The following is a 23,950-nucleotide window of genomic DNA, read 5'->3' as shown; positions in this document are numbered from 1 at the left end:
CTGAGAAAAACGCCTTGCACTTACTTGTGCTGGTCGCGACCGGTCATGGACGGCGTAAGATTGCCGATGAAGTCGCCGATTCCCGGGCGTTTGAGCGCGCGGAAGGCGAGCGGACGGCAAAGGTCCATCGCAGCGATTCCGATGCGCGCCGTCATCAGCCCGTTGATAACGCCTTCGCCGAGACGGGCCGAGAGTTTCGAGGCGAGGCCGTGGCCGAGCACCTGCTGGACGAGACTGTCGCCGACGGCGATCGAGCCTGTCACCGCGAGGTGAGCAAGAACGTCGCGCATCAGCCTGATCATGCCGAGCGTGCCGGGACGGCCGCCATAGAGCTCGGCCATGGCGCGGATCAGCCGGGAGGCCTCGTAGAGCACGTAGAGAAGATCGACGATAGCGCGCGGGCTGACGGCCGTGACGATCGAGACGCGCTTCGACGAATTGACGATCAGCGCCCGGGCCTGGCGGTCGAGCGGGCCGAGCAATTCGCGTTCGGCAAGGGCGATGAGATGCGGCGCGTCGATAATGTCGTTTTCGGAGGCCTTCAGCGTGGCGCGGCCCTTGGCGGTCTCGGGCTTGGCCGAGAGCATGGAGGCCAGCCGATTGACCAGCGTGCGCGCCTTGGCGGGCCTGGTTTCGAGGATTGCGGCTTCGGCCTCCGCCTTGATCGTCTGCACTGCCGTCAGCCGCATCATCCCGGCGGTCTCGCGAATGACGATGCCGATGACGGCGAGGATGCCGACGGCGAGCGCTGCAAGCGCGGCGTAGCCTAGCCAATCTGCACGGGAGAACAGGTCGCGGATCAGGCTATCGGTCCAGAGACCGAAGGCGAGCGACAGGAGGATGCCGAAGGCGCCGCCGGCGATCTTGGCGAAGGAGAGGCGGCGCTTGCGCGGCACGGCGACCGGAAGCGGGGCGCTGTCCTTCTCCGGATTGAGGAAGGGATCGTCCTCATCCGGCGTCAGGATGACATCGGCTTCGAATGCCGAGGGTTTGCGGCGCTCCGGCGGCAGAGATGTCTCTACCGGACGCGCATCGTCCTCATAGACGAAGGCGGCGGGGGCGCGGGTCTTGCGGCCGGGATCTTCTGGAGCGGACTTGCTCATGCGAGACGGTCTCCAAACAGGAACTGCATGGCGCGGTCGAGCCGGATATGCGGCACCGAGAGCTTGATACCTCCACCGGTCTCCTCGAGCTGCGGCGGGCGGAAGCGCACGACGTTCACGTCAGGCAATTGGATATCGCGGTCTCCCGATTCAATGGCGGCAAACAGGCTTTCGGGGTCGGTTGGGAGGTCACCCGGGAAGATCGCCGTCTTACGCAACCCGTCGAAACGCTCGCCGCCAATGGTTTCACCCTCGATCGGCGTACCGACGATGACCGGCAGATCGTGGCCGTCGCGCTTGACGGTCGCTTCGCGGGTGGCGCGGACCGAGGCGAGCGCCATGACGTCGATCCCGGCACCGGCCATGCCGATGCGGTGGATGGCGCGTTCGACGAGGCGGCGCGTCAGGGCATCCAGCCGGTCGTGGCTTTCATGATGCAGGTGATCGGCCTTGGTGGCGGCGACGAGCACGCGGTCGATGCGGCGGCCGAGCAGCGAGGAGAGCAGCGAATTGGTGCCGGGACGGAAGCAGGCGAGAACGTCGCTCAGCGCCCGTTCCAGATCCTGGACGGCTTCCGGGCCGCGATTGATCGCCTGCAGCGCATCGACGAGGACGATCTGGCGGTCGAGGCGGGCAAAATGCTCGCGGAAGAAGGGTTTGACGACGACGGACTTATAGGCCTCATAGCGGCGCTCCATCATTGCCCAGATCGAACCTTTTTCCGGCTTGCCATCGGCGGGCAGGTGCAGGGGTGCGAAGGTGAGGGCGGGTGAACCGTCGAGATCGCCGGGCAGCAGGAAACGGCCGGGTGGCAGGGTCGAGAGCGACCGCTCGTCGGCCTTGCAGGCCTTCAGGTAGGCGGCGAAGGAGGAGGCGAGATCGCGCGCCGTCATCTCGTCGGCTGCGGCGTGGATATCGGTCTGGTCGGTGAGTTCCAGCCAGGTGCGGGAGAGTTCGGCGCGGATGCCGGTGCGGGCCAATGCCAGCGTGTCCTCGCTGAAGGTGCGGAAGTCCTTGGCGAGCAGCGGCAAGTCGAGCAGCCATTCGCCGGGGTAGTCGACGATATCGATCGACAGGCGGCCGGGCGAGAACATCCGGCTCCAGCCGCTGGCGCTCTGATAGTCGATGGTGACACGCAATTCGGAGATGGCGCGGGTCGAATCCGGCCAGACGCGGTCCTTCACCAGCGCCCGGATGTGATCCTCGTATTGAAAACGCGGCACGCCGTCATCGGGCTGTTCCTCGAGACGCACCGCCGAGACGCGGCCGGATTGCACCGGCTCGAACAGCGGCAGGCGGCCGCCATGCAGCAGATTGTGGACCAGCGAGGAAATGAAGACGGTCTTGCCGGAACGGGAAAGGCCCGTCACGCCGAGGCGGATCGTCGGGTGAACCAGACCGCTGGCGCGGTCAGTCAGATTGTCGAAGGCGATGCGGGCATCGTCGGCGAAGGAGGTCAGGCTTGGCGGCAAGGCGGGTTCCCTGATGTCATTGCACACCCATATAGGATCGCTTGGCCGACGGAAAAAGGATGTGCGTCAGGCGACGATAAACTCGCGCAGTTTCCAGGCCGCCGCGGCGGCATCGAAATCGAGGACGGCAAGACCGCCGGCGGGAAAGCCATTGGGCAACGCACGCAGCAGGGCATCGTGGCCGATCAGCGTTTCGAGCGTCTGCTCGATCGTCGGATTATGGCCGACCAGCATGACGGCGGCTGCTGTCTGCGTGCGCAGGATTTCCAGATAGACATCAGGCGTCGTGTTGTAGAGCTCGTCGACATAGCGCAGGTCGACCGAGAGGCCCATGGCGCGATGGACGGCATCGGCCGTCTCGCGGCAGCGCCGCGCGGTCGAACTCAGGATGATGTCCGGCCGGTAACCCTTGTCGGCGGCGTGGTCGGCGACGATCTCGGCATCGCCATATCCCTTCTCGCTCAGGTCGCGGTCGAAATCGCCCTGACCGGGCTGCGGCCAGACGGCTTCAGCGTGCCGAAGCAGGTAGATTCGTGAAGGCGAAGGCAAGGTTGCGGCCATAGAAAAATCCACGTGCGAAGGAGCCTTTTCAGTAGCTGCCGGGTATTGCCGGCGTCAACCGGTGACGTGCCGGAGCGGTGCAAAAGCGCTGCACCAACACGGCTTGTTGAAGGCGGGGTGAAAAGGCGGAATCGGAATAATGATGAGAAAATAGACTGTTAGCTCAAAAATGTGACAGATTTAAAAATCTGTTTACATGTCGTATTTGGCTTGAATCGATATTAGCGCATGGGATATACACCCCGCCACATGAGATGTTCTTCAGGAGAATCGCGTTGAGTGAGAAGATCGATCTTAGCAATTACGTTCCCTCGGAAGACGAGGAGTTCATGAACGTAAACCAGCGAGCATATTTCCGGGCAAAGCTGGTCGCATGGAAAAACGACATCCTTAGAGAAGCGCGCGAGACCCTAGATCATCTCGCTGAAGAAAGCGCCAACCATCCCGACCTCGCGGACCGGGCATCTTCCGAAACAGACCGGGCCATCGAACTTCGCGCCCGCGACCGTCAGAGAAAACTGATCTCCAAGATCGACGCCGCGCTGCAGCGTATCGATGATGGCACCTACGGTTACTGCGAAGAAACCGGCGAGCCGATCGGCCTCAAGCGTCTCGACGCCCGCCCGATCGCCACGCTGTCGATCGAGGCACAGGAACGCCACGAGCGCCGCGAAAAAGTCTACCGCGACGAATAAGCGCCTCACGGCAGAGCAAAAAATAAAGGCACCGCTTTCCGGCGGTGCCTTTTTCGTTTCGGGCCTGTGTTTCAGAGCTATTTGTCGCGATTGACGCTCATTTCGCCGAAGATACGGGCCACTTCCTTCTGCAATTCGGCATCGGCGCCGGTGACCGGCGCCATCTCCGGATCGCGGCGCGGCAGGTTGGCCGGCTGCGGCGGGATAACCGGACGGACCGGCATGCTCTGCGCCGGCAGGATCGTCGGCACCGGCTGAACGACGCGTTCGGCGGTGAAGTTGGTGTTCATTTCCTCTTCGAGGATCCGCTGGAAATCACCCTTCGGCTGCTGCGGCGGCGCGCCGGCATCGGCGGTCACGACGGGCGTCCCCTCGGAAACGGTCGGCAGGCTCTGGGCGGCCGGTGTCGAAACCTGAGGCTCGATGCGGACCTGCTGCGGCAGCACACGGGCGCGGGCGGCGTCGAGAATATCGGCGGCGTTGCTTGCGGTTTCCGGGGCGGGTGCCATCTCGGCGCGTTCAGCCGGGCGGATCGAAATCGGCGGCTGGACGCGGGTTTCAGCGGCCTGAATGACCGGTGGCACGATGATTGCCGGGGCCGGGGCGGGCTCGGCGGCGGGAGCAGGCGTTGCTACCGGAGCGACGGCAACCGGTGCGATCGGCTGCGGGCGGCGCGGCTCGATCACCGGTGCGGGTGCCGGAACGTAAGGCTCGGGTTCGGCCTCTTCCTCTTCGAAGATTGCTACCGGCTCCGGCTTCTGTTCGGCTTTCGGCTCAATTTTCGGTTCCGGACGCGGCTCAGGCCTGGGGTCGGGAACGGCGCGCAGCTGCGGGCGCTCGGCAACCGGCTGCGGCCGGAACTCGGCGACGGGAGCGGCCGGTGCTACCGGGGCAGCAGGACGCGGCGCGGCAACAGGCTTCGGCTCTTCGGCGCTTTCCGGCAGGATCCGGCTTTCGATGACGACGTCGCTCGGGCCGCCGATCATGATCAGGTGCTCGACATTGTCGCGGCGCACCAGCACCAGGCGGCGGCGGGCATCGACGGCGGCGGCATCCAGCACCTGCAGGCGCGGCTGGCGGTTCTTGCCGCCACGCACGAAAGGCGACGGTGCGCGGGTGCGCATCAGCCAGAGGACGCCGACCAGCACGAGGAGAGCAAGGCCAACGCCGCCGGCAGCATAGAGGAAACGGCTGCCATAGTCGGTCATTACGCTGTCTAACATGATCTCTTACTCCTCTTTACGCAGGCCGCATCATGAAGGCTTTTCAGCTCCTTAGGCAATAGGGCGCGTGCTTGTCCAGTCACGCCCCTGCGAGAAGATTGCAACAAAGGCCCGATGGCATGCGAAACTGGCGCTGTTCCTTGTGAATTCAAGCGCTCTTGCGGCGCGGCACTGTTTTTGCAAGGCCTGCAAATTGCTAAGAAGGAACGAACGCCTGATTCCTGCTTTGTCTTCCGGATACAAAGCGAAATGCCGGATCGGCGCATGCGAGGACTAGATGACGACACCGCGTCAGGCCGACGACTACAATGCCCCGATCGTGGATCGCGGAGGACGTTCAGGTACGGCCATTCGCATCATCCTGCTGGCGCTGGTGCTGATCGCCGCCGCGGCCGCCTTTGTGGTATTCAAGAATTCGCTCGATAACGAGATGGTGCTCGGTGTCCTCGGCGTTCTCGCCATGGTCGGCATCTTCTTCCTGGTCTCCTCGGTCATCGGCTTCATCGAAGTCATGCCGCAGCGCCAGTCCGACAGTCTCGCCCGCTCGTTCCTCAACAGCCACCCTGACGGTTCGCTGATCACTGACGATAAGGGCCGGATCATCTATGCCAACGGCGCCTACGGAAAGCTGACGGGCGCCCGCAAGGCGACCGAGGTGCAGACGCTGGAAGCGCTTCTGTCGCGCCACCGCGAATCCAACGAAGCGCTTTACCGTCTTTCCAATGGGTTGCGAGAGGGACGCGAGGGGCAGGAAGAGTTCCGCCTGCTGCGCGCACTCGGACCCTCGCCGAACGGCTCCGGCGCCCATTGGTACCGGCTGAAGGCGCGGACGCTGAAGACCGAGGAAAGCGGCAGCAAGCCGCTGCATATCTGGCAGATCAGCGACATTACCTCCGAGCGCGACGACCAGGAGCGCTTCTTCAAGGAATTGCAGAACGCCATCGATTATCTCGACCACGCTCCGGCCGGATTCTTCTCCGCCGGGCGCAAGGGAGAAATCTTCTATCTCAATGCGACGCTTGCCGAGTGGCTGGGCCTCGACCTCACCAAGTTCATTCCGGGCTCGATGACGATCGGCGATCTGGTGGCGGGCGAGGGGCTGGCGCTGATCCAGTCGGTGCAGGCCGAACCGGGCCTGAAGAAGACCGATACGCTCGATCTCGACCTCAAGAAATCCAATGGCCAGAGCCTGCCGGTACAGATCGTCCACAGCGTCACGTCTATGCGCGACGGCGCACCGGGCGAGAGCCGGACGATCGTGCTGCGCCGCCAGGCCGGAACGGAAAGCGAGCAATCGGCATCTGCCGCGGCGATGCGCTTCACCCGCTTCTTCAACAATACGCCTATGGCGATCGCCTCGGTCGATGGCACCGGCCGCATCCTGCGCACCAATGCGCCGTTCCTGAAGCTGTTCTCCGGCATCGTCTCGCGCGACGACGTCGATAATGGCGCTCTGCTCGAAACCATCGTCCAGGAAAGCGACCGGGAGCGGTTGCAATCCGCGCTTGCTGCGGCGAAGGACCGGCAGGGCGATATCCCGCCGATCGATTCCCGCACGCCCAACGACGAGGCGCGCCATTTCCGCTTCTACGTCAACGCCGTCATCGACCAAAGCGACGAGGCGCCGGAAGAGGCTGCGATCGTCTATGCCGTCGAGGTGACCGAGCAGAAGGCGCTCGAGGCGCAGATGGCGCAGACGCAGAAGATGAATGCTGTCGGCACGCTGGCCGGCGGTATCGCCCACGATTTCAACAACGTGCTGACGGCGATCCTGCTCTCGTCCGACCATCTGTTGCTGCAGGCGCGCTCTTCGGATGCGAGCTTTGCGGATCTGATGGAAATCAAGCGCAACGCCAACCGCGCTGCCGTACTGGTGCGCCAGTTGCTCGCTTTCTCACGCAAGCAGACGATGCGCCCGAGCGTCTTGAACCTCACCGATGTCGTCGGCGACCTGCGCATGCTGGTCGATCGCCTGCTGTCGGGCACGCATGTAAAGCTCGACGTCGAATATGGCCGCGATCTCTGGCCGGTGAAAACCGACCTGTCGCAATTCGAGCAGGTCCTGATCAATCTATGCGTCAATGCCCGCGACGCCATGCCTGAAGGCGGCAAGCTGACGGTGCGCACGCGCAATGTGACGGCACAGGAAGTCGCTGCCTTCAACTATTCCTATATGCCGGCCGAGGACATGGTGCTGGTCGAGGTTGCCGATACCGGCACCGGGATCGCGCCCGAGATCATGGACAAGATCTTCGAGCCGTTCTTCACCACCAAGGAAGTCGGCAAGGGCACCGGTCTTGGCCTCGCCATGGTCTATGGCATCGTCAAGCAGTCGGGCGGCTATATCCAGCCGGAATCCGAAGTCGGCAAGGGAACGACCTTCCGGGTATTCCTGCCGCGCCATATCGTCGAGTCGGCGATTGCAGCGGAAGCCGAGGCTGTCGAGGCGGGCGAAACCAGCAATGTCGTGCCGATGCCGGTTGCCGCCCAGCCGGAGCAGCCGGAGGATCTGACCGGCAGTGCTGTGATCCTGCTCGTCGAGGACGAAGAAGCGGTGCGGCGCGGCGGCAAGCGAATGCTGGAGACGCGCGGCTATACCGTGCACGAGGCCGGATCCGGCATCGAAGCGCTCGATATCCTGGACGAGCTGGAAGGCAAGGTCGATATCGTCGTCTCCGACGTCGTCATGCCGGAAATGGATGGACCGAGCCTGCTGCGTGAGCTTCGCAAGAAATATCCGGATATGAAGTTCATCTTCGTGTCCGGCTATGCCGAGGATGCCTTCGCCCGCAACTTGCCGGAGGGCTCGAAGTTCGGCTTCCTGCCGAAACCGTTCTCGCTGAAGCAGCTGGCCGTCGTCGTCAAGGAAACGCTCGACCAGAACTGAACGGGAGGCGCTGCCGCCTCCCGCAAGACTTTTTTCTGATCAGGCTTCCAGCGCCACGGCGATCTCTGCCGCGAGACGCGCATTGTTTTCGACCAGCGCGATATTGGTCTTCAGGCTCTGGCCATCGGTCAGGTCGAAGATTGTGCTGAGTAGGTAGGGCGTGACGGCCTTGCCGGTGATCTCGTCACGCTCAGCGCTGTCGAGGGCGCGCTCGATATAGATTTCCATCTCCTCGCGCGGGATTTCGTCGGCTTCCGGAACCGGATTGGCGATCAGCATGCCGCCGTCGATGCCGAGCTGTTCGCGGGTCGCCTGGAAATTGGCGATCGCGGCCGGGCTGTTCAGCGTCAGCGGGCTCTTCAGGCCCGATGCACGCGACCAGAAAGCCGGGAATTCTTCGCTCTCGTAGGTGACAACAGGGACGCCCGAGGTTTCCAGCACTTCCAACGTCTTCGGAATATCGAGGATCGCCTTGGCGCCGGCGCAGACGACGATAACGCCGGTGCGGGCGAGTTCCTGCAGGTCGGCCGAAATATCGAAGCTTTCCTCAGCGCCGCGGTGAACGCCGCCGATGCCGCCTGTCGCAAAGACCTTGATGCCGGCACGCGCCGCGGCAATCATCGTTGCGGCAACGGTCGTCGCACCGGTGCGGCGCTCGGCGATCGAGAAGGCGAGGTCGGCGCGCGACACCTTCATCACGTCCTTTTCCTTGGCGAGCCTTTCGAGCTCCTCCGGCTCCAGGCCGATATGCAGCACACCGTGCATGACCGCGATCGTGGCAGGGATGGCGCCCTGTTCGCGGATGATCGCCTCGACGCTGCGGGCCATCTCGATATTGCCGGGGTAGGGCATGCCATGGGTGATGATGGTCGATTCCAGCGCTACCAGCGGGGCGCCGCGCTGCCTGGCGGCGGCAACTTCCTTCGAATAGGCAATCGGCAGCTGAGGGGAGATCGGTTTCGTCATTGTCTTTTCCAGTTCATCGATAAGCGCGCTTCAATGCAGAATTCTGGCGGCTGGAACAAGTGCCAGCGTGTCGCGGAGCAGTTCCGGCGTCAGATTTTCACTGACAGCAAGCGGTGACTGCACGGTGACAGCGGCGGCGGCGGCACCATGGCGCACGGCCTCTTCCAGCGGCAATCCCTGCATGATGGCGGAAAGCACGCCGGCTGCAAGGGAATCTCCCGCACCGGTGACATCCGCCACCGTTTCGATCGACGGCGGCTGCAGGGCAATCGCACCGCCGCCTGTAAAGGCGATCAGCTCGCGCTGACCGCGGGTGACGATGCCGCCTTTCAGGCCGATGTCACCGAGCAGGGACGCCCATTCGGCGGCATTCTCCGGCCGCTGTCCGGCAAGGGCCGCGGCCTCCGCCTCGTTGAGGAACAGATAATCGATACCTCCGGCCGATGACTTCAGCTTGACGACCTTGGCAGGTGAGATGGCGATGGCGGCAACTGGCTTGCCGAGGCTGTTGGCACGGGCAACGATCGCGGTGATCGTGTCCTCCGGCAGGTTGGCATCGAAGAGGATCAGATCCGTCGCCGCAAAGGCATCGCGCACCCAGCGGATCGCCAGGCGGCGGGGAACGAAGAGGCGGTAGAGATCCATATCGGCGAGTGCGATGACGAGGTTGCCGTCGCGCTCGAGGATCGCGGTATAGCTCGGCGTTTTGCGGTCGAGGAAGACGAAGGGGCGGTCGTTGATCCCGGCGGCATAGGCCGCCTCGGTGACCATTTCGCCGGTCGGGTCACCGCCGCGCGGCGAGATCATCGTGACGTCGAAGCCGAGGCGGGCGAGGTTGCGAGCGGCATTGAAGCCGCCGCCGCCGGCTTCCTCGAACCAGCTGCCGGGATTGCTGGAACCCGGCGCGGTGTCGCCGGAAATGCGGCCGCGGCGATCGACATGGGCGCCGCCGAGAACGAGAATCTTGCGCTTCACCGTGATGCTCCAGCCGCTCTTGTTTTAGCGAATCGTGCCTGCGGGAAATTCTCCGGCTGCCGATGCCCGGACGCGCTAAACCCTTGCTTCACATCGATAAAACAAAAGTAGAACACGTACTGATTTACCTTTTTCTTTCAACCGCTTGAACGCCTCTTGCGAAATGAGAACAAATCACGTACAAAATCGGCATCGGCGGCGACATTGCTAGAGCGGCTTCAATAACCTAAAGGTGGATCGAATGTCACAGAATACATTGCGGCTTGTAGAGGACAAATCGGTGGACAAAAGCAAGGCACTTGAAGCGGCACTCTCTCAGATCGAGCGGTCGTTCGGCAAGGGCTCGATCATGAAACTCGGCGCGAAGGACAGCGTCATCGAGGTCGAAACCGTATCGACGGGTTCTCTCAGTCTCGATATCGCGCTCGGCATCGGCGGTCTCCCGAAGGGTCGTATCATCGAAATTTACGGACCGGAAAGCTCCGGTAAGACGACGCTGGCGCTGCAGACAATCGCGGAAGCCCAGAAGAAGGGCGGCATCTGCGCCTTCGTCGACGCAGAACACGCGCTGGACCCGGTCTATGCACGCAAGCTTGGCGTCGATCTGCAGAACCTCTTGATCTCGCAGCCCGATACCGGTGAGCAGGCGCTCGAAATCACCGACACGCTGGTTCGCTCCGGCGCCGTCGATGTTCTCGTCGTCGACTCGGTCGCAGCGCTGACGCCGCGTGCCGAAATCGAAGGCGAAATGGGCGACAGCCTGCCGGGTCTCCAGGCACGCCTGATGAGCCAGGCGCTGCGCAAGCTGACGGCCTCGATCTCGAAGTCGAACTGCATGGTGATCTTCATCAACCAGATCCGCATGAAGATCGGCGTCATGTTCGGTTCGCCTGAGACGACGACGGGCGGTAACGCGCTGAAGTTCTACGCCTCGGTTCGCCTCGACATCCGCCGTATCGGCGCGGTCAAGGAGCGCGAAGAGGTGATCGGCAACCAGACCCGCGTCAAGGTCGTCAAGAACAAGATGGCGCCTCCCTTCAAGCAGGTCGAATTCGACATCATGTATGGAGAAGGCGTTTCCAAGACCGGCGAGCTCGTCGATCTCGGCGTCAAGGCCGGCATCGTCGAGAAGTCGGGCGCCTGGTTCTCCTATAACAGCCAGCGCCTCGGCCAGGGCCGTGAGAACGCCAAGATCTTCTTGCGCGACAATCCGGATGTTGCCCGCGAGATCGAGACGTCGCTGCGCCAGAATGCCGGCCTGATCGCCGACCGCATTCTGCAGAACGGCGGACCCGATGCCAACGACAGTGACGGTGACGGCGAGCCCTGATCCTTTCCTGACAATTTGAGTGCCAGCCGGCCGCATTCGAGACCCGAATGCGGCCGGTTTCGTTTGCGGATGCCTGTGTGCTCTAAGCTGTCTGACGTTTGCCTGCTGGACAGTGGTTAATGCGGGCGATAAAAGCCACTGGATTTAAAGTTTTGACCTGCCTTGGGCAGCATTGAAGGGCATAGCATGAGCGGTGTGAATGATATCCGGTCGACCTTCCTCGACTATTTCAAGACCAACGGCCACGAAGTCGTGCCGTCCAGCCCGCTCGTGCCGCGCAACGACCCGACGCTGATGTTCACCAATGCCGGTATGGTGCAATTCAAGAACGTCTTTACCGGTCTTGAAAAGCGTCCCTATTCGACGGCGGCGACGGCGCAGAAATGCGTGCGCGCCGGCGGCAAGCACAACGACCTCGACAATGTCGGCTATACCGCCCGCCATCACACCTTTTTCGAGATGCTCGGCAACTTCTCCTTCGGTGATTATTTCAAGGAGCGGGCGATCGAGCTTGCCTGGAACCTGATCACCAAGGAATTCGGCATCGATGCCAAGCGCCTGCTGGTGACCGTCTATCACACCGACGACGAGGCTTTCGGCCTGTGGAAGAAGGTCGCCGGTCTTTCTGACGACCGGATCATCCGCATTCCGACCAGCGACAATTTCTGGGCGATGGGCGATACCGGCCCGTGCGGTCCGTGCTCGGAAATCTTCTACGACCACGGCGATCATATCTGGGGCGGCCCTCCCGGCTCGCCGGAAGAAGATGGCGACCGGTTCATCGAGATCTGGAACCTCGTCTTCATGCAATACGAGCAGATCACCAAGGAAGAGCGCGTCGACCTGCCGCGCCCGTCGATCGATACCGGCATGGGCCTTGAGCGTGTTGCGGCGCTGCTGCAGGGCAAGCATGACAATTACGACATTGACCTGTTCCGGGCGCTGATCGAAGCCTCGGAAGAGGCGACCGGCGTCAAGGCCGAAGGTGACCAGCGCGCCAGCCATCGCGTCATCGCCGACCACCTGCGGTCCTCCGCATTCCTGATCGCCGACGGCGTTCTGCCTTCCGCAGAAGGCCGTGGCTATGTCCTGCGCCGCATCATGCGCCGCGCCATGCGCCATGCCGAATTGCTCGGCGCCCGCGAACCGCTGATGTGGAAGCTGCTGCCGGCACTGATCCAGCAGATGGGCCGTGCCTATCCGGAGCTGGTGCGCGCCGAAGCGCTGATCACCGAGACGCTGAAGCTTGAGGAAACCAAGTTCCGCACGACGCTGAAGCGCGGCCTGTCGCTGCTTTCGGATGCGACAACGACGCTCGGCAAGGGTGACATGCTCGACGGCGAGACGGCCTTCAAGCTTTACGACACCTACGGCTTCCCGCTCGACCTGACGCAGGATGCGTTGCGCGCCCGCGAAATCAGCGTCGATCTCAGCGGCTTCACCGATGCCATGGAACGCCAGAAGGCCGAAGCGCGCTCGCATTGGGCCGGCTCCGGCGACAAGGCGACCGAAACCATTTGGTTCGAGCTGCGCGAAAAGCATGGCGCAAGCGAGTTTCTCGGCTATGCCACGGAGAGCGCTGAAGGCGTCGTCCAGGCGATCGTCAAGGACGGTGCTGCCGTTGCTCAGGCTGCCAGCGGCGACAAGGTTCAGGTCGTCGTCAACCAGACGCCGTTCTACGGCGAGTCCGGCGGCCAGGTCGGCGATGCCGGCATCATTTCGTCCGATCATGCCAAGATCGAGATCACCGATACGCAGAAGCGCGGCGAGGGTCTGTTCGTGCATATCGGCACGGTCGTCGAAGGCACGATCAAGGCCGGCGATGCCGTGGCCTTGACGGTCGATCATGCCCGTCGCTCGCAGATCCGCGCCAACCATTCGGCAACGCATCTGTTGCATGAGGCGCTGCGCGAGGTGTTGGGTACCCACGTAGCCCAGAAGGGTTCGCTGGTCACGCCCGACCGCCTGCGCTTCGACGTGTCGCATCCGAAGCCGATGTCAGCGGACGAGCTCAAGGTGGTCGAGGATATGGCCAACGAGATCATTCTGCAGAATTCACCGGTCACGACGCGTCTGATGAGCGTCGACGATGCCCGTGCCGAGGGCGCTATGGCGCTGTTCGGCGAGAAGTACGGCGAGGAAGTGCGTGTCGTGGCCATGGGCCAAGGCCTGCACGGAGCCAAGGCCGGAAAGCCTTATTCCATCGAGCTCTGCGGCGGCACGCATGTGTCTGCGACCGGTGATATCGGGCTGGTGCGCATTCTCGGCGACAGTGCCGTCAGCTCGGGCGTGCGCCGTCTCGAGGCGGTTACCGGTGAAGCGGCCCGTATCTATCTCGCTGAGCAGGACGACCGCGTGAAGACGCTGGCGTCTGCCCTCAAGGTGCAGGCCGGCGATGTGGTTTCGCGCGTCGAAGCGCTGATGGACGAGCGCCGCAAGCTGGAGCGCGAATTGGCCGATGCCAAGCGTAAGCTGGCGATGGGCGGCGGCCAGGGCGGTTCCGCCGATGAGGCGGCTCGCGAGATCGCAGGCGTCAAGTTCCTCGGCAAGACCATTACCGGGGTCGATCCCAAGGATCTGAAGGGCATTGCCGACGACGGCAAGGCGAGCCTCGGCTCCGGCGTCGTGACGCTGATCGGCGTCTCCGAAGACGGCAAGGCGAGCGCAGTCGTCGCCGTTACCGAAGATCTGGTCGGCCGCTTCAGCGCCGTCGATCTCGTGCGCATCGCATCTGCCGCGCTCGGCGGCAAGGGCGGCGGCGGTCGTCCTGACATGGCGCAGGCCGGCGGTCCGGATGGATCGAAGGCCGATGAGGCGATCGAGGCTGTTGCCGCGGCACTCGCCGGCTGATCGATTAAAGGCCCGGAGGGCAGGAGGTTCTCGATGAAGGTCCACCGCTCTCCGGCCAAGATGATCGGCCTTGCCTTTCTCTCGCTGCTCATGACGGCGCTCGCGCTTTTTGTCGGCTTCACCGGCTATCAGAAGGAAGGCGCGGGCGGTTTTCCTGTTTTCATCGGCATTATCGGCGGGCTTTTCTTCCTGCTCGCCTTCATCGCGATCGCCTGGAAGGCCTTCGATCGCCGCCCAGTCCTGGATTTTTCCGACGAGGGCCTGCTGGCAACCGAGGTGGCGCCGCAGCGCATCGCCTGGCGCGATCTGCTGGCGGTGCGCGTCTTCCAGCTTCACAAGCAGCGTTTCATCGAACTTCAGGTGACGCCGCAGGCATCCGCCGCTTTGACGCTTTCGCGCATGGTGCGACTGAACAATCGTGCGCTTGGAAAATCCAACGAATATCTGACGCTTTCGACAAGCGGCCTCGACCGTTCCGTCGAGGAAATATTCTCGCTGATCCAGCAGCGGGCAGAGGCGGCGCGCCAGAGCTGAGCGCGCCGCAATCGGCTCAGTTCCTCGACTGCAGAGCAAGCCGGCAGGCGAGCCCGGTGAAGACCGCCGCCAGCGCATATTGCGGCAGCCGTGGAAACCGGCGCATCGCCCTGAGGCGATTGCGTATCTGGCTGCCGAGCAGGATCACCGCACCATTCACCGCAAAGCCGATGATGTTGAGGATGCTTGCCAGTACGAGCATCTGGCTCGCCATCGAACCGGCATTCGGCTGGATGAACTGCGGAAAGAGGGCGAGCACGAAAAGCGCCATCTTCGGATTGAGCAGGTTCGTTGCCAGACCCGTCGTGAAGATGCGGATGCTGGATATCCTCTGCGCCGTTGACGTGGGCTCGAAGGCGGCCGTTTGCGAGCGGATCGTCTTGTAGGCGAGGTAGAGCAGGTAGGCGCAGCCGGCCCAGCGGACGGCCTCATAGGCGGCGGGGACGGTGACGAAGAGCTGCGACAGGCCGAAGGCGGCGGCGAGCGCGTGGCAATAGGTTCCGGCGGCAATTCCGGCATAGGTGAGAAAGCCTGCGGCGCGGCCCTGGCTGATGCTGCGCGAGGCGATCAGCAGCATGTCGGGTCCGGGCGTCGCGGTCAGCACCAGGGCTGCAGCGGCAAAGAGCATGAGTGTTGAAAAATCCGGCATTATGAAATCCTCTTGGGTTCGAGCCGGAATTCCGGTCTATCAAGATTCGCGGGCCGCGCAAGTCCGCAGGATTTGTCAAATCGGGCTATGCTTTCCTGCAGTCGATCGATTTGCATGAGGTTTGACATGAACGGGCAAACGGCTTGGTCTCTCTATGAAAACCGCCTCCAGCGGGTTTCGGCCTATATCTACGACCACCTCGACGAGGAACTGGATATGGCGCGGCTGGCCGAGATTGCCTGCATGTCGAGCTATCACTGGCACAGGATCTATCGCGCGGTTCATGGCGAGACGCTGGCGGCCACCGTCAAGCGGCTGCGGCTGCATCGCGCGGCGGGCGATATCGTCCGCACCGATTTTGATATCAGCGAGATTTCGAAACGATCGGGCTATCCCAATCTCCAGTCTTTCAACCGGATCTTCAAATCGGTCTATGGCATGCCGCCGGCACGCTACCGGAAAGAGGGAAGCCACACAGTCTTCCAACCTCCGCTGCCAGGAAAGGCAACAGCCATGTTTGACGTGACCTTGAAGACCATCGAGCCGATCGACCTGATCGGCGTGCCGCATCGCGGATCCTACATGCAGATCGGCAAGGCGTTCGAGACGCTGTTCGGAACGCTGCATGCGCGCGGGCTGGCGAAACCCGACATGCGGATGATCGGCGTCTATTTCGACGATCCCGACATCGTGCCGGCCGACGAGCTGCGTTCGATCGCCTGCGTCACCGGCGGCGCGGATATTCCGGAAGAGGCGCCGTTCGAGCGCCTGCGGATCGATGGCGGCGAATATGCGGTTCTGCGCCACAAGGGACCCTATGCCGATATGCACAAGGCTTATCAGTGGCTCTATGGCGAGTGGCTGCCGGTTTCCGGCCGGCAGCTGCGCGATGCCCTGATGTTCGAGGATTATCTCAACAATCCGCGCGATACAGCGCCGACCGGATTGCTGACGGACATCTACATGCCGCTAGTATGAGGCGGCCTGCGGCATGCCCTTCAACGCTTCGTCGTCGATTGCGGCGGCGCGTTTGTAGGCCTCACGGCTGGTGACGCGGCCGAGATAATCGGCAAAGGCCGGCCGCTTTTCGATAGAGCCGAAATTCAAGCCCCAGCTGACATGCGAGCCGACATAGACATCGGCGGCCGTGAAGCGGTCGCCGGCGATATAGGGCGTCCGGGTCACTGCTTTTTCGAGCGTGTCCATGACATCGCCGAAGCTGCCATATCCGACGCTGCGGGCCTTGTCGGCAGGGGTGACGACGCCGAGCATACGGATGGTGACGACCGATTCCAGCGGGCCGGCGGCAAAGAACATCCAGCGGTAATAGGAGCCGCGCTCTTCGGGGCGCGGCGCCAGTTTATTCTGAGGGAAGGTATCGGCGAGGTAAGCGCAGATCGCGGCGCATTCGGTGACGACAGTGCCGTTATGGCGGATCGCCGGGACCTTGCCCATCGGGTTGACCGAGAGATAATCCTCGCCCTTCATTGTGCCGCCGAAGGTCAGGATCTCGGTGCGGTAGGGAACACCTGTTTCCTCCAGCATCCAGCGGGCAATGCGCCCGCGCGACATCGGGTTCGTGTAAAATACCAGCTCTTCGGTCATGACCTCTCCTTCTCCATTGTTCGTATCTGGCGCAGGCCAGCGATGCGGCAATGTCTAGAGGAGGCTGCTGCCAGATTCTGTCAGCAGTCAGAGCTGCTTGCGGTATTGGATGAAGCCAGAGCGTTCGGCGATCTGGTCGTAGAGGCGGCGTGCCCGCTCGTTGGTCTCGTGCGTCATCCAGTAGAGCCGGCCGGCGCCATGCTCGCGCGCCAGATCGGCGACGCGCTCGATCAAGGCTGCGCCGGTGCCAAGCCCGCGCTGGTCCGCCTCGACATAGAGATCCTGCAGGTAGCAGGTCCATTTCGGCAGCCATGTCGAGCGATGGAAGATAGCGTGGACGATGCCCTTCAGCGTGCCGTCATCGTCAAAGGCGCCGAAGGCATGCATCGGCTCGTTTGCGGCGTGGAAGCGCGCCCAGGTGAGATCGGTGGTCTCAGGCGGAATGACGACTTCGTAGAAACTCTGATAGCCCTTCCACAGCGGCTCCCATGCAGCGCGGTCGGAAGGCGTGAGCAGGCGGATCGTCATCATTCATCTCCAACAAGCGGTTTGATCATCTTCAGCGTGAATTCACCATGCTATGCAACTTTAGAGCCGCTTGATAGCCAGGCGTTGGGAAGGGTTCCGGTTTTGCTGCAGCATAGCGGATAGCTGATATAACAGAGAGTGAGAATGCCAGAAGAGTTCGCCGTTCATAAATCGAAGCGTATGGCGCTTCTACTAGGAGCCTTCGGCGCTCTTCTATGCTGTCTGTTGTTGTATCAGACGATTTCGTTCTACGTGAGCGACAAGGCGCCCAAGGAGATCCTCAGCGGGGTGGTGGCTGCCTTTATAGTCGGGCTCTCGTCAATTGTCCCCTATGTGACCGCGATCCAGCAACCGTTGGTGCTTGTGATATTTCGGCGCGGTTTGTTCTGGCCAACGCTGCAGCGAGAGGTGATCCCTTGGTCTGCCGTCGAAAGCGTTCGAATAACGCATATCGGGCGTGGGCGCAGCGTCGTGGTGGTCTTTTCCAAAGAGCTTACTGCGACGCTGGACTCGGTCTCGCGCATCCCGCCGATGTTGGCGAAGATCGAAGCATTGATCGGATGGAAAGGAAAAATTCTGTCCGCCCGAATGCTTGATCATAGTGTCGAGGAGATTGTTCACGTGATCGACGACTGGATACGATACGAGCGTGGGCTTCCAATCAAACCGCCGCGACGGCACGGACCTATCGACATGGTTTTCGATTGGATCCGCGGACGGGATGCAACACCCCAATAAAGGCAGCACGATCGAGCTGAAACAAAAAACGGCGGGAAGATCCCGCCGTTCTGCTGTTTGCTATTGCTGGCCGCCTCAGGCGCCCATGGCCTTCTGCAGGTTCTCGTCGATCTTGTCGAGGAAGGCAGTGGTGGAGAGCCAGGGCTGATCCGGGCCGATGAGCAGCGCCAGGTCCTTGGTCATGAAGCCGGCTTCGACGGTGTCGACGCAGACCTTTTCCAGCGTCGAGGCGAACTTTGCGAGTTCGGCATTGTCGTCCAGCTTGGCGCGGTGTGCGAGGCCGCGGGTCCAGGCGAAGATCGAGGCGATCGAGTTCGTCGAGGTTTCCTGACCCTTCTGGTGCTGGCGGTAGTGGCGGGTAACCGTGCCGTGCGCGGCTTCGGCTTCGACCGTCTTGCCATCCGGCGTGAGCAGAACCGAGGTCATCAGGCCGAGCGAACCGAAGCCCTGGGCAACCGTGTCGGACTGGACGTCGCCGTCGTAGTTCTTGCAGGCCCAGACGTAGCCGCCGGACCACTTCAGAGCCGAAGCGACCATGTCGTCGATCAGGCGGTGTTCGTAGGTGATGCCGAGTTCCTTGAACTGATCCTGGAATTCAGCTTCGTAGACTTCCTGGAAGATGTCCTTGAAGCGGCCGTCATAGGCCTTCAGGATGGTGTTCTTGGTCGACAGGTAGACCGGCCACTTGCGCATCAGGCCGTACATCATCGAGGCGCGGGCGAATTCGCGGATCGACTCGTCGAGGTTGTACATTGCCATGGCGACGCCGGAACCGGGGGCGTCGAAGACGTCCTTCTCGATGACAGTGCCGTCTTCGCCGACGAACTTGATGGTCAGCTTGCCCTTGCCCGGGAATTTGAAGTCGGTGGCGCGGTACTGGTCGCCGAAGGCGTGACGGCCGACGACGATCGGCTTGGTCCAGCCCGGAACGAGGCGCGGAACGTTCTGGCAGATGATCGGCTCGCGGAAGATGACGCCGCCGAGGATGTTGCGGATCGTGCCGTTCGGGCTCTTCCACATCTGCTTGAGGTTGAATTCCTTGACGCGGTCTTCGTCCGGGGTGATCGTCGCGCACTTGATGCCGACGCCGTGCTTCTTGATGGCGTTGGCGGCGTCAACGGTGACCTGGTCGTTGGTGGCGTCACGGTTTTCGACCGAGAGGTCGAAATAGTCGATTTCGAGGTCGAGATACGGATGGATCAGCTTGTCCTTGATAAGCTGCCAGATGATGCGCGTCATTTCATCGCCGTCGAGATCGGCGACGGGGTTAGCGACCTTGATCTTTTTCATGTATCTGCCTCGTAAGCTTGATGGGGACTGGGTCCCGTGGCGGGTGATTTCTAAAATCCCGAGGGCTATAGCATTGTGTGCCCGGAACGCAAAGCCGCAAGCGCCCCCGAAAGCGGATTTTGGGCCCCATTGCCAAGCGCGCGAATTCGGCTAGTGTCCGCGGCAATTGCTTCGTTAACGGACATTTCATCATGAAGACGATTGCCTTGCTGATCGCCGGTTTGGCCGGCCTGCCGACGCTCGCAACTGCTGCCGATATTCCGGCGCCGGTTCAGGAAATCATGGACGCGACGGTCAACAACTGGTCGGGCGACGACATCGAATGGGTCGACATTTTCGATGCGGCAAAACTCGACAAGCTCTACAGCAAGGATTTCGCCGCCAAGTATCGTGAAGCGGCCAAACATCCGGCCGTCGACGACGGCATTTCGCCCTTCGATTACGATGTGATCATCAATGGCCAGGATGCTTGCCCGCTCGAGGATCTGAAGCTGACGCCGCAGAAGACGGCCGAGGGAGAGGACGAGGTCGTCGTCTCGTTCCGGAAGATGGGCTGCGCCGATGGCGACGAGGCGAAGGCCGTCTCGACCGTGCGTTTCGAGATGGTGACCGAGGACGGCAAGCCTGTCGTCGACGACATCATGCTGCAGGATGACGAGACCAAGGAGACGAGCTCACTGAAATCGACGATGGACGAGATCGCCAAACAGTAGGCGCCGTCAGCCGTTTGATTTTGGCCTTTGCGGCGGTATGTCCGGGTAGCGCATCTTTCGAGATTCCGGTGCGTGAGGGCTTATCTGTTGTTTTCGGGTTTCGATCTTCGCGATTGGTTGCTTGCCAACGATCCGGCGCTGTCGCGCTTGCGGATGGCATCGCGCGTGACGCTGACGATCGTCATCTCCTTCGCCATCCTGTTTGCCATCCATCTCTTCGCCGTGCCGCTGCCGACGGCGTCCTACGGTCTCGGTATCCTGCTCTCGATCGAGGGTGGGGTTGCCGTGCGCGACAAGGGCAATGCGCAGCAGCTGGTGACGCGGCTGCTTGGCTGTGTCGCCAGTCTGGTGGTGGTCGGGGTCGCGGCGGCGCTGGAGGGACACCGGGTCCTCTCGGACCTTGCCTTTCTCGTGGTGATCTTCCTGGCGGCGTCCGCCCGCGTTTTCGGGGTACGCGGCTTTGCGATCGGCATGTTCGCCTTCACCTCCTATTTCATGGGTGCCTATTTCCAGCCTGATATTGCGGAACTGCCGCTGGTGGCGGTCGGTCCCGTCGTTGCGGCGCTGACGGGGCATGTCATGCGCGTCATGGTCATGCCCGAGGATTGGCGCCGCGACCTTCTGCGATCGCTGGAAAGCGTGCAGGGCAGGGTGAACCAGATCCTCTTCAAGCTCGCCGCCCTCGCATCCGAAGGGGAAGTCGCCGAGCATGATCGCCGGGAACTGCGGGTGCTGGAGGAGCGGCTGAAGGAAGTCGTGCTGATGGCCGAAAGCTTCATTCCTCGCCCGGCCGGCGGCGTGTTCGACAAGGGCGGCGATCCGGCAGCGGAACTGGCGATCCGGCTCTTCGATCTGCACCTTGCCGCCGAAAGCGCCATCGTGCTCAGCCTGCAGAGTGTTCCGGATTTCGCTCTTGTCCATGCCATTATCGAGGGCCGGCACAGGGGGCTCGATGAGGACAGGGACGCATCGCCCGATGCTGCATCGGAGACGCGTCGGGCGCTCTTCTGGCTCGGTGAAACGAAATGTCATCTGGGGGAGACAATAGCCGAGGCGCGGCTGACCAATTTTGCCGGGATACTGCCCGTGGAGGACCAGGCTACCGCCACCGGGATCGACTTCTCGCTCAACAACCCGCAGATCAGGTCGACGCTGCAGATCACGCTCGCGGCGGCGCTGGCGATGAGCTTCGGTCTGCTCCTGTCGCGCGAGCGGTGGTTCTGGGCCGTGCTGGCCTCGTTCCTGGTGTTCACCAATACCAATTCGCGCGGCGACACCGCGATGAAGGCGCTGCAGCGCTCGCTCGGCACGCTGTTCGGCATTGCGATCGGTCTCGGCCTTGCGACGCTGATCGGCGGAGAGGATGCGATCGGCATCCCCGTCGCCATCGTCTGCATTTTTCTCGCCTTCTACTTCCTGCAGATTTCCTATGCGACGATGACCTTCTTCATCTCGATCGTGCTCTGCCTCGTCTACGGGATGACCGGGGCTTTGACCGTCGATCTCCTGGCGCTGCGCTTCGAGGAGACGCTGATCGGCGCGATTGCCGGGACGGCGGTTGCCTTTCTTGTCTTCCCGGCGCGCACCCGCGGCGCGCTCGATGCTGCCCTCCGGAAATGGTTCGATGCGCTCGACGCGCTGCTTTCCGCCACTGTGGACGGCAAGCCGCGCTACGAGCTGATCGGTCTGTCGCAGACTCTCGATGCGGCCTATCGGGATGTGACGGTTGCGGCGCGGCCACTCGGCTCCACCTGGTCTGTCGTGACGCGGCCGGGACCCATCCGCCAGACGCTGGCGATCTTCCTGTCGGGGACCTACTGGGCGCGGATCGTCGCGAGTTCGCTTGGTGGCAATATGGGCGCTGAGGACCACGAGCAGATCGTTGTTGCGCTGAGACAGGCGCGAGCGCGGATCGCCGAGATCGCGCCTCGCGGTTCCGAGTGCTTCTTCGTCGAGCGGCAGTCGCCGTCATCTGCGGCACGCAATCTGCCGATCTCGGCTCAGGGGTCGCGGCTGGGCGTCGAGATGATCGGCGGCGTGCTCGATCGGCTCTATCCGGCGGCATAAGCCTTGCCGTTTGCTGCCAGCGGGGCTATTCCGGCTCGAAAGCAAGGACGGCGTAGATGGCAGGCACAAACAGCGAGCGGCAACTTCTGACCGAGGGACCGGCGATCATTCTGGTCGAACCGCAGATGGGCGAGAATATCGGCATGGTGGCACGCGCCATGGCGAATTTCGGCCTTTCGGAGCTCCGGCTCGTCAATCCGCGCGACGGCTGGCCGAACGAGCGGGCGCAGGCGACGGCGTCCAAGGCCGATCACGTCATCGAGGCGACCAAGGTTTACGACACGCTGGAAAAGGCTATTGCCGACCTCAATTTCGTCTATGCGACGACGGCGCGCGAACGCGACGGTTTCAAGCCCGTACGCTCTCCCGTCGTTGCGGCGGAAACGTTGCGGGCGAAATTTCGGGCAGGCGAGGGCACCGGCATCCTCTTCGGCCGCGAGCGCTGGGGCCTCACCAATGAGGAAGTGGCGCTGGCCGACGAGATCGTCACCTTCCCTGTCAATCCCGCCTTCGCCTCGCTGAACATCGCCCAGGCGGTGCTGCTGATGTCCTATGAGTGGATGAAGTCGGGCATGGAAGATCTCTCCGACGTGCCGTTCCAGGCTATGGAGCAGACGCAATCGACCAAGGAGCAGCTCTTCGGTTTCTTCGACCAGCTCGAGGAGGCGCTGGAAGCGCGCAATTATTTCCATCCGCCCGCGAAAAAGCCCAAAATGGTGGACAACCTCCGGGCCGTCCTCTCACGCCGCGCCTTCACGGAACAGGAAATCAGCGTGCTGCGCGGCGTAATCTCCTCCCTCGACCGTTTCTCGCGGCAATATCCGCGCGGAAGCCGGTCTCCCGCAGTTGCCAAGGAACAGCCGAAAGATGACGTCAGCGGCGAATGAGCTGAAACCGGTCCTGGTCTTCGATTCCGGTATCGGGGGCCTGACCGTGCTGCGCGAGGCGCGCGTGCTGATGCCCGAGCGCGGCTTCATCTATGTCGCCGACGATGCCGGATTTCCCTATGGCGGCTGGGAAGAGCAGGCCTTGAAGGAGCGCGTCATAGCGCTTTTCGGTAAACTGCTGAATGACTATGACCCTGAAGTGTGCATCATCGCCTGCAACACGGCCTTCACGCTTGTCGGCGCCGATCTCAGGGCGGCCTTTCCGCAGATGACCTTTGTCGGCACCGTGCCGGCGATCAAGCCCGCGGCGGAGCGTACGCGCTCCGGTCTGGTCTCCGTGCTGGCGACGCCCGGAACGGTCAAGCGCGCCTATACGCGCGATCTCATCCAGTCCTTCGCGCAGCAATGCCACGTTCGTCTCGTCGGTTCGGAGAACCTTGCGCGGATGGCGGAGGCCTATATTCGCGGCGAGACGGTTTCGGATGAGGCCGTGACCGCCGAAATCGAGCAGTGTTTCGTCGAGAAGGATGGGCACAAGACCGATATCGTCGTGCTCGCCTGCACGCATTATCCGTTCATGGCCAATCTTTTCCGCAGGCTCGCGCCCTGGCCGGTCGATTGGCTCGATCCGGCCGAGGCGATCGCGCGGCGCGCCCGCAGCCTGGTGCCGCAGGTGGCCGACGCCGTTCACCCTGACAATTTCGACTTTGCCGTCTTCACGTCGGGCAATCCTGATTTCGCGACGGCGCGGCTGATGCAGGGTTTCGGCCTCAGCACGCGATAGGTGATCCGCGCTTTCCTTAGGCGCGGCAATGACGCAGATTTGTCGATGGGGAATCAGAAGCGGCGCCTTCCGCCTCTGAGAATGAAGGGATGC

At 62.4% G+C, this 23,950-nt stretch carries 21 protein-coding genes; 11 read left to right on the top strand and 10 right to left on the bottom strand.

Going from position 1 to position 23,950, the window contains the following annotated elements; translation table 11 throughout:
- Positions 1-20: 20 nt before the first annotated feature.
- From ACQZ5H_RS06745 to ACQZ5H_RS06735, 3 genes are all read right to left on the bottom strand, one after another.
- Positions 21-1,103 carry a YcjF family protein gene (locus ACQZ5H_RS06745; protein ID WP_449097117.1) on the bottom strand — a complete coding sequence of 361 codons (1,083 nt, stop codon included), beginning with the start codon at positions 1,101-1,103 and terminating at the stop codon, positions 21-23.
- Entirely contained in the window at positions 1,100-2,575 is a 1,476-nt protein-coding gene (locus ACQZ5H_RS06740) for a YcjX family protein (protein WP_449097116.1), read from the bottom strand. The genes ACQZ5H_RS06745 and ACQZ5H_RS06740 overlap by 4 nt, the downstream gene beginning before the upstream one ends.
- 66 nt (positions 2,576-2,641) lie before the next feature.
- On the bottom strand, positions 2,642-3,136 hold the full coding sequence (locus tag ACQZ5H_RS06735) for a SixA phosphatase family protein (RefSeq protein WP_449097115.1): 495 nt from the start codon (positions 3,134-3,136) through the stop codon (positions 2,642-2,644).
- 275 nt (positions 3,137-3,411) lie between these two features.
- Here ACQZ5H_RS06735 and dksA point away from each other — a divergent pair, with 275 nt between their 5' ends.
- A complete protein-coding gene (gene dksA / locus ACQZ5H_RS06730; RefSeq protein WP_112716531.1) occupies positions 3,412-3,831 on the top strand; it encodes an RNA polymerase-binding protein DksA in 420 nt (139 codons plus the stop codon).
- A gap of 77 nt (positions 3,832-3,908) precedes the next feature.
- Here dksA and ACQZ5H_RS06725 read toward each other — a convergent pair whose 3' ends face one another.
- Positions 3,909-5,054 carry a flagellar biosynthetic protein FliO gene (locus ACQZ5H_RS06725; protein ID WP_449097114.1) on the bottom strand — a complete coding sequence of 382 codons (1,146 nt, stop codon included), beginning with the start codon at positions 5,052-5,054 and terminating at the stop codon, positions 3,909-3,911.
- Positions 5,055-5,331: 277 nt separating this feature from the next.
- Here ACQZ5H_RS06725 and cckA point away from each other — a divergent pair, with 277 nt between their 5' ends.
- Positions 5,332-7,941, top strand: a complete 2,610-nt coding sequence (gene cckA, locus ACQZ5H_RS06720; RefSeq protein ID WP_449097113.1) for a cell cycle histidine kinase CckA — start codon at positions 5,332-5,334, stop codon at positions 7,939-7,941.
- Between the two features lie 39 nt (positions 7,942-7,980).
- On the opposite strand, the gene ACQZ5H_RS06715 is transcribed toward cckA, so the two are convergent.
- On the bottom strand, positions 7,981-8,907 hold the full coding sequence (locus ACQZ5H_RS06715) for a pseudouridine-5'-phosphate glycosidase (protein WP_112716525.1): 927 nt from the start codon (positions 8,905-8,907) through the stop codon (positions 7,981-7,983).
- A gap of 30 nt (positions 8,908-8,937) precedes the next feature.
- Positions 8,938-9,882, bottom strand: a complete 945-nt coding sequence (locus tag ACQZ5H_RS06710; RefSeq protein WP_449097112.1) for a carbohydrate kinase family protein — start codon at positions 9,880-9,882, stop codon at positions 8,938-8,940.
- 241 nt (positions 9,883-10,123) lie between these two features.
- On the opposite strand from ACQZ5H_RS06710, the gene recA reads away from it, so the two are divergent.
- From recA to ACQZ5H_RS06695, 3 genes are all read left to right on the top strand, one after another.
- The gene (gene recA / locus ACQZ5H_RS06705) at positions 10,124-11,212 is read left to right on the top strand and encodes a recombinase RecA (RefSeq protein ID WP_112716521.1); all 1,089 of its coding nucleotides are present in this window, start codon (positions 10,124-10,126) and stop codon (positions 11,210-11,212) included.
- A gap of 186 nt (positions 11,213-11,398) precedes the next feature.
- A complete protein-coding gene (gene alaS, locus ACQZ5H_RS06700; protein WP_449097111.1) occupies positions 11,399-14,062 on the top strand; it encodes an alanine--tRNA ligase in 2,664 nt (887 codons plus the stop codon).
- 33 nt (positions 14,063-14,095) lie between these two features.
- Positions 14,096-14,596 carry an STM3941 family protein gene (locus tag ACQZ5H_RS06695; protein WP_449097110.1) on the top strand — a complete coding sequence of 167 codons (501 nt, stop codon included), beginning with the start codon at positions 14,096-14,098 and terminating at the stop codon, positions 14,594-14,596.
- Between the two features lie 16 nt (positions 14,597-14,612).
- On the opposite strand, the gene ACQZ5H_RS06690 is transcribed toward ACQZ5H_RS06695, so the two are convergent.
- On the bottom strand, positions 14,613-15,245 hold the full coding sequence (locus tag ACQZ5H_RS06690; protein WP_449097109.1) for a LysE family translocator: 633 nt from the start codon (positions 15,243-15,245) through the stop codon (positions 14,613-14,615).
- 126 nt (positions 15,246-15,371) lie between these two features.
- Between ACQZ5H_RS06690 and ACQZ5H_RS06685 the strand changes: the two genes are divergently transcribed.
- The gene (locus ACQZ5H_RS06685; RefSeq protein WP_449097108.1) at positions 15,372-16,223 is read left to right on the top strand and encodes an AraC family transcriptional regulator; all 852 of its coding nucleotides are present in this window, start codon (positions 15,372-15,374) and stop codon (positions 16,221-16,223) included.
- On the opposite strand, the gene ACQZ5H_RS06680 is transcribed toward ACQZ5H_RS06685, so the two are convergent.
- Positions 16,215-16,850, bottom strand: coding sequence for a glutathione S-transferase family protein (locus ACQZ5H_RS06680; protein WP_449097107.1), 636 nt, complete (start codon positions 16,848-16,850; stop codon positions 16,215-16,217). The two genes, ACQZ5H_RS06685 and ACQZ5H_RS06680, sit on opposite strands and share 9 nt — an antisense overlap.
- Before the next feature lie 87 nt (positions 16,851-16,937).
- On the bottom strand, positions 16,938-17,381 hold the full coding sequence (locus ACQZ5H_RS06675) for an N-acetyltransferase family protein (RefSeq protein ID WP_449097106.1): 444 nt from the start codon (positions 17,379-17,381) through the stop codon (positions 16,938-16,940).
- Between the two features lie 141 nt (positions 17,382-17,522).
- On the opposite strand from ACQZ5H_RS06675, the gene ACQZ5H_RS06670 reads away from it, so the two are divergent.
- Positions 17,523-18,116 (top strand): hypothetical protein, encoded by a 594-nt coding sequence (locus ACQZ5H_RS06670; RefSeq protein ID WP_449097105.1) that lies wholly within the window; start codon positions 17,523-17,525, stop codon positions 18,114-18,116.
- 75 nt (positions 18,117-18,191) lie between these two features.
- Here the strand turns inward: ACQZ5H_RS06670 and ACQZ5H_RS06665 are convergent, their stop codons facing one another.
- Positions 18,192-19,406, bottom strand: a complete 1,215-nt coding sequence (locus ACQZ5H_RS06665) for an NADP-dependent isocitrate dehydrogenase (RefSeq protein ID WP_130278217.1) — start codon at positions 19,404-19,406, stop codon at positions 18,192-18,194.
- Positions 19,407-19,597: 191 nt separating this feature from the next.
- Between ACQZ5H_RS06665 and ACQZ5H_RS06660 the strand changes: the two genes are divergently transcribed.
- From ACQZ5H_RS06660 to murI, 4 genes are all read left to right on the top strand, one after another.
- On the top strand, positions 19,598-20,119 hold the full coding sequence (locus ACQZ5H_RS06660; RefSeq protein ID WP_112716503.1) for a hypothetical protein: 522 nt from the start codon (positions 19,598-19,600) through the stop codon (positions 20,117-20,119).
- 87 nt (positions 20,120-20,206) lie between these two features.
- Positions 20,207-22,186, top strand: coding sequence for an FUSC family protein (locus ACQZ5H_RS06655; RefSeq protein WP_449097104.1), 1,980 nt, complete (start codon positions 20,207-20,209; stop codon positions 22,184-22,186).
- 56 nt (positions 22,187-22,242) lie between these two features.
- On the top strand, positions 22,243-23,073 hold the full coding sequence (locus ACQZ5H_RS06650; RefSeq protein ID WP_449097103.1) for an RNA methyltransferase: 831 nt from the start codon (positions 22,243-22,245) through the stop codon (positions 23,071-23,073).
- A complete protein-coding gene (gene murI, locus ACQZ5H_RS06645; protein ID WP_449097102.1) occupies positions 23,054-23,857 on the top strand; it encodes a glutamate racemase in 804 nt (267 codons plus the stop codon). The genes ACQZ5H_RS06650 and murI overlap by 20 nt, the downstream gene beginning before the upstream one ends.
- Positions 23,858-23,950: the final 93 nt, after the last annotated feature.

Source organism: Rhizobium sp. 21-4511-3d, from assembly GCF_053522545.1.
This window is presented reverse-complemented; position numbering and strand designations above follow the sequence as displayed.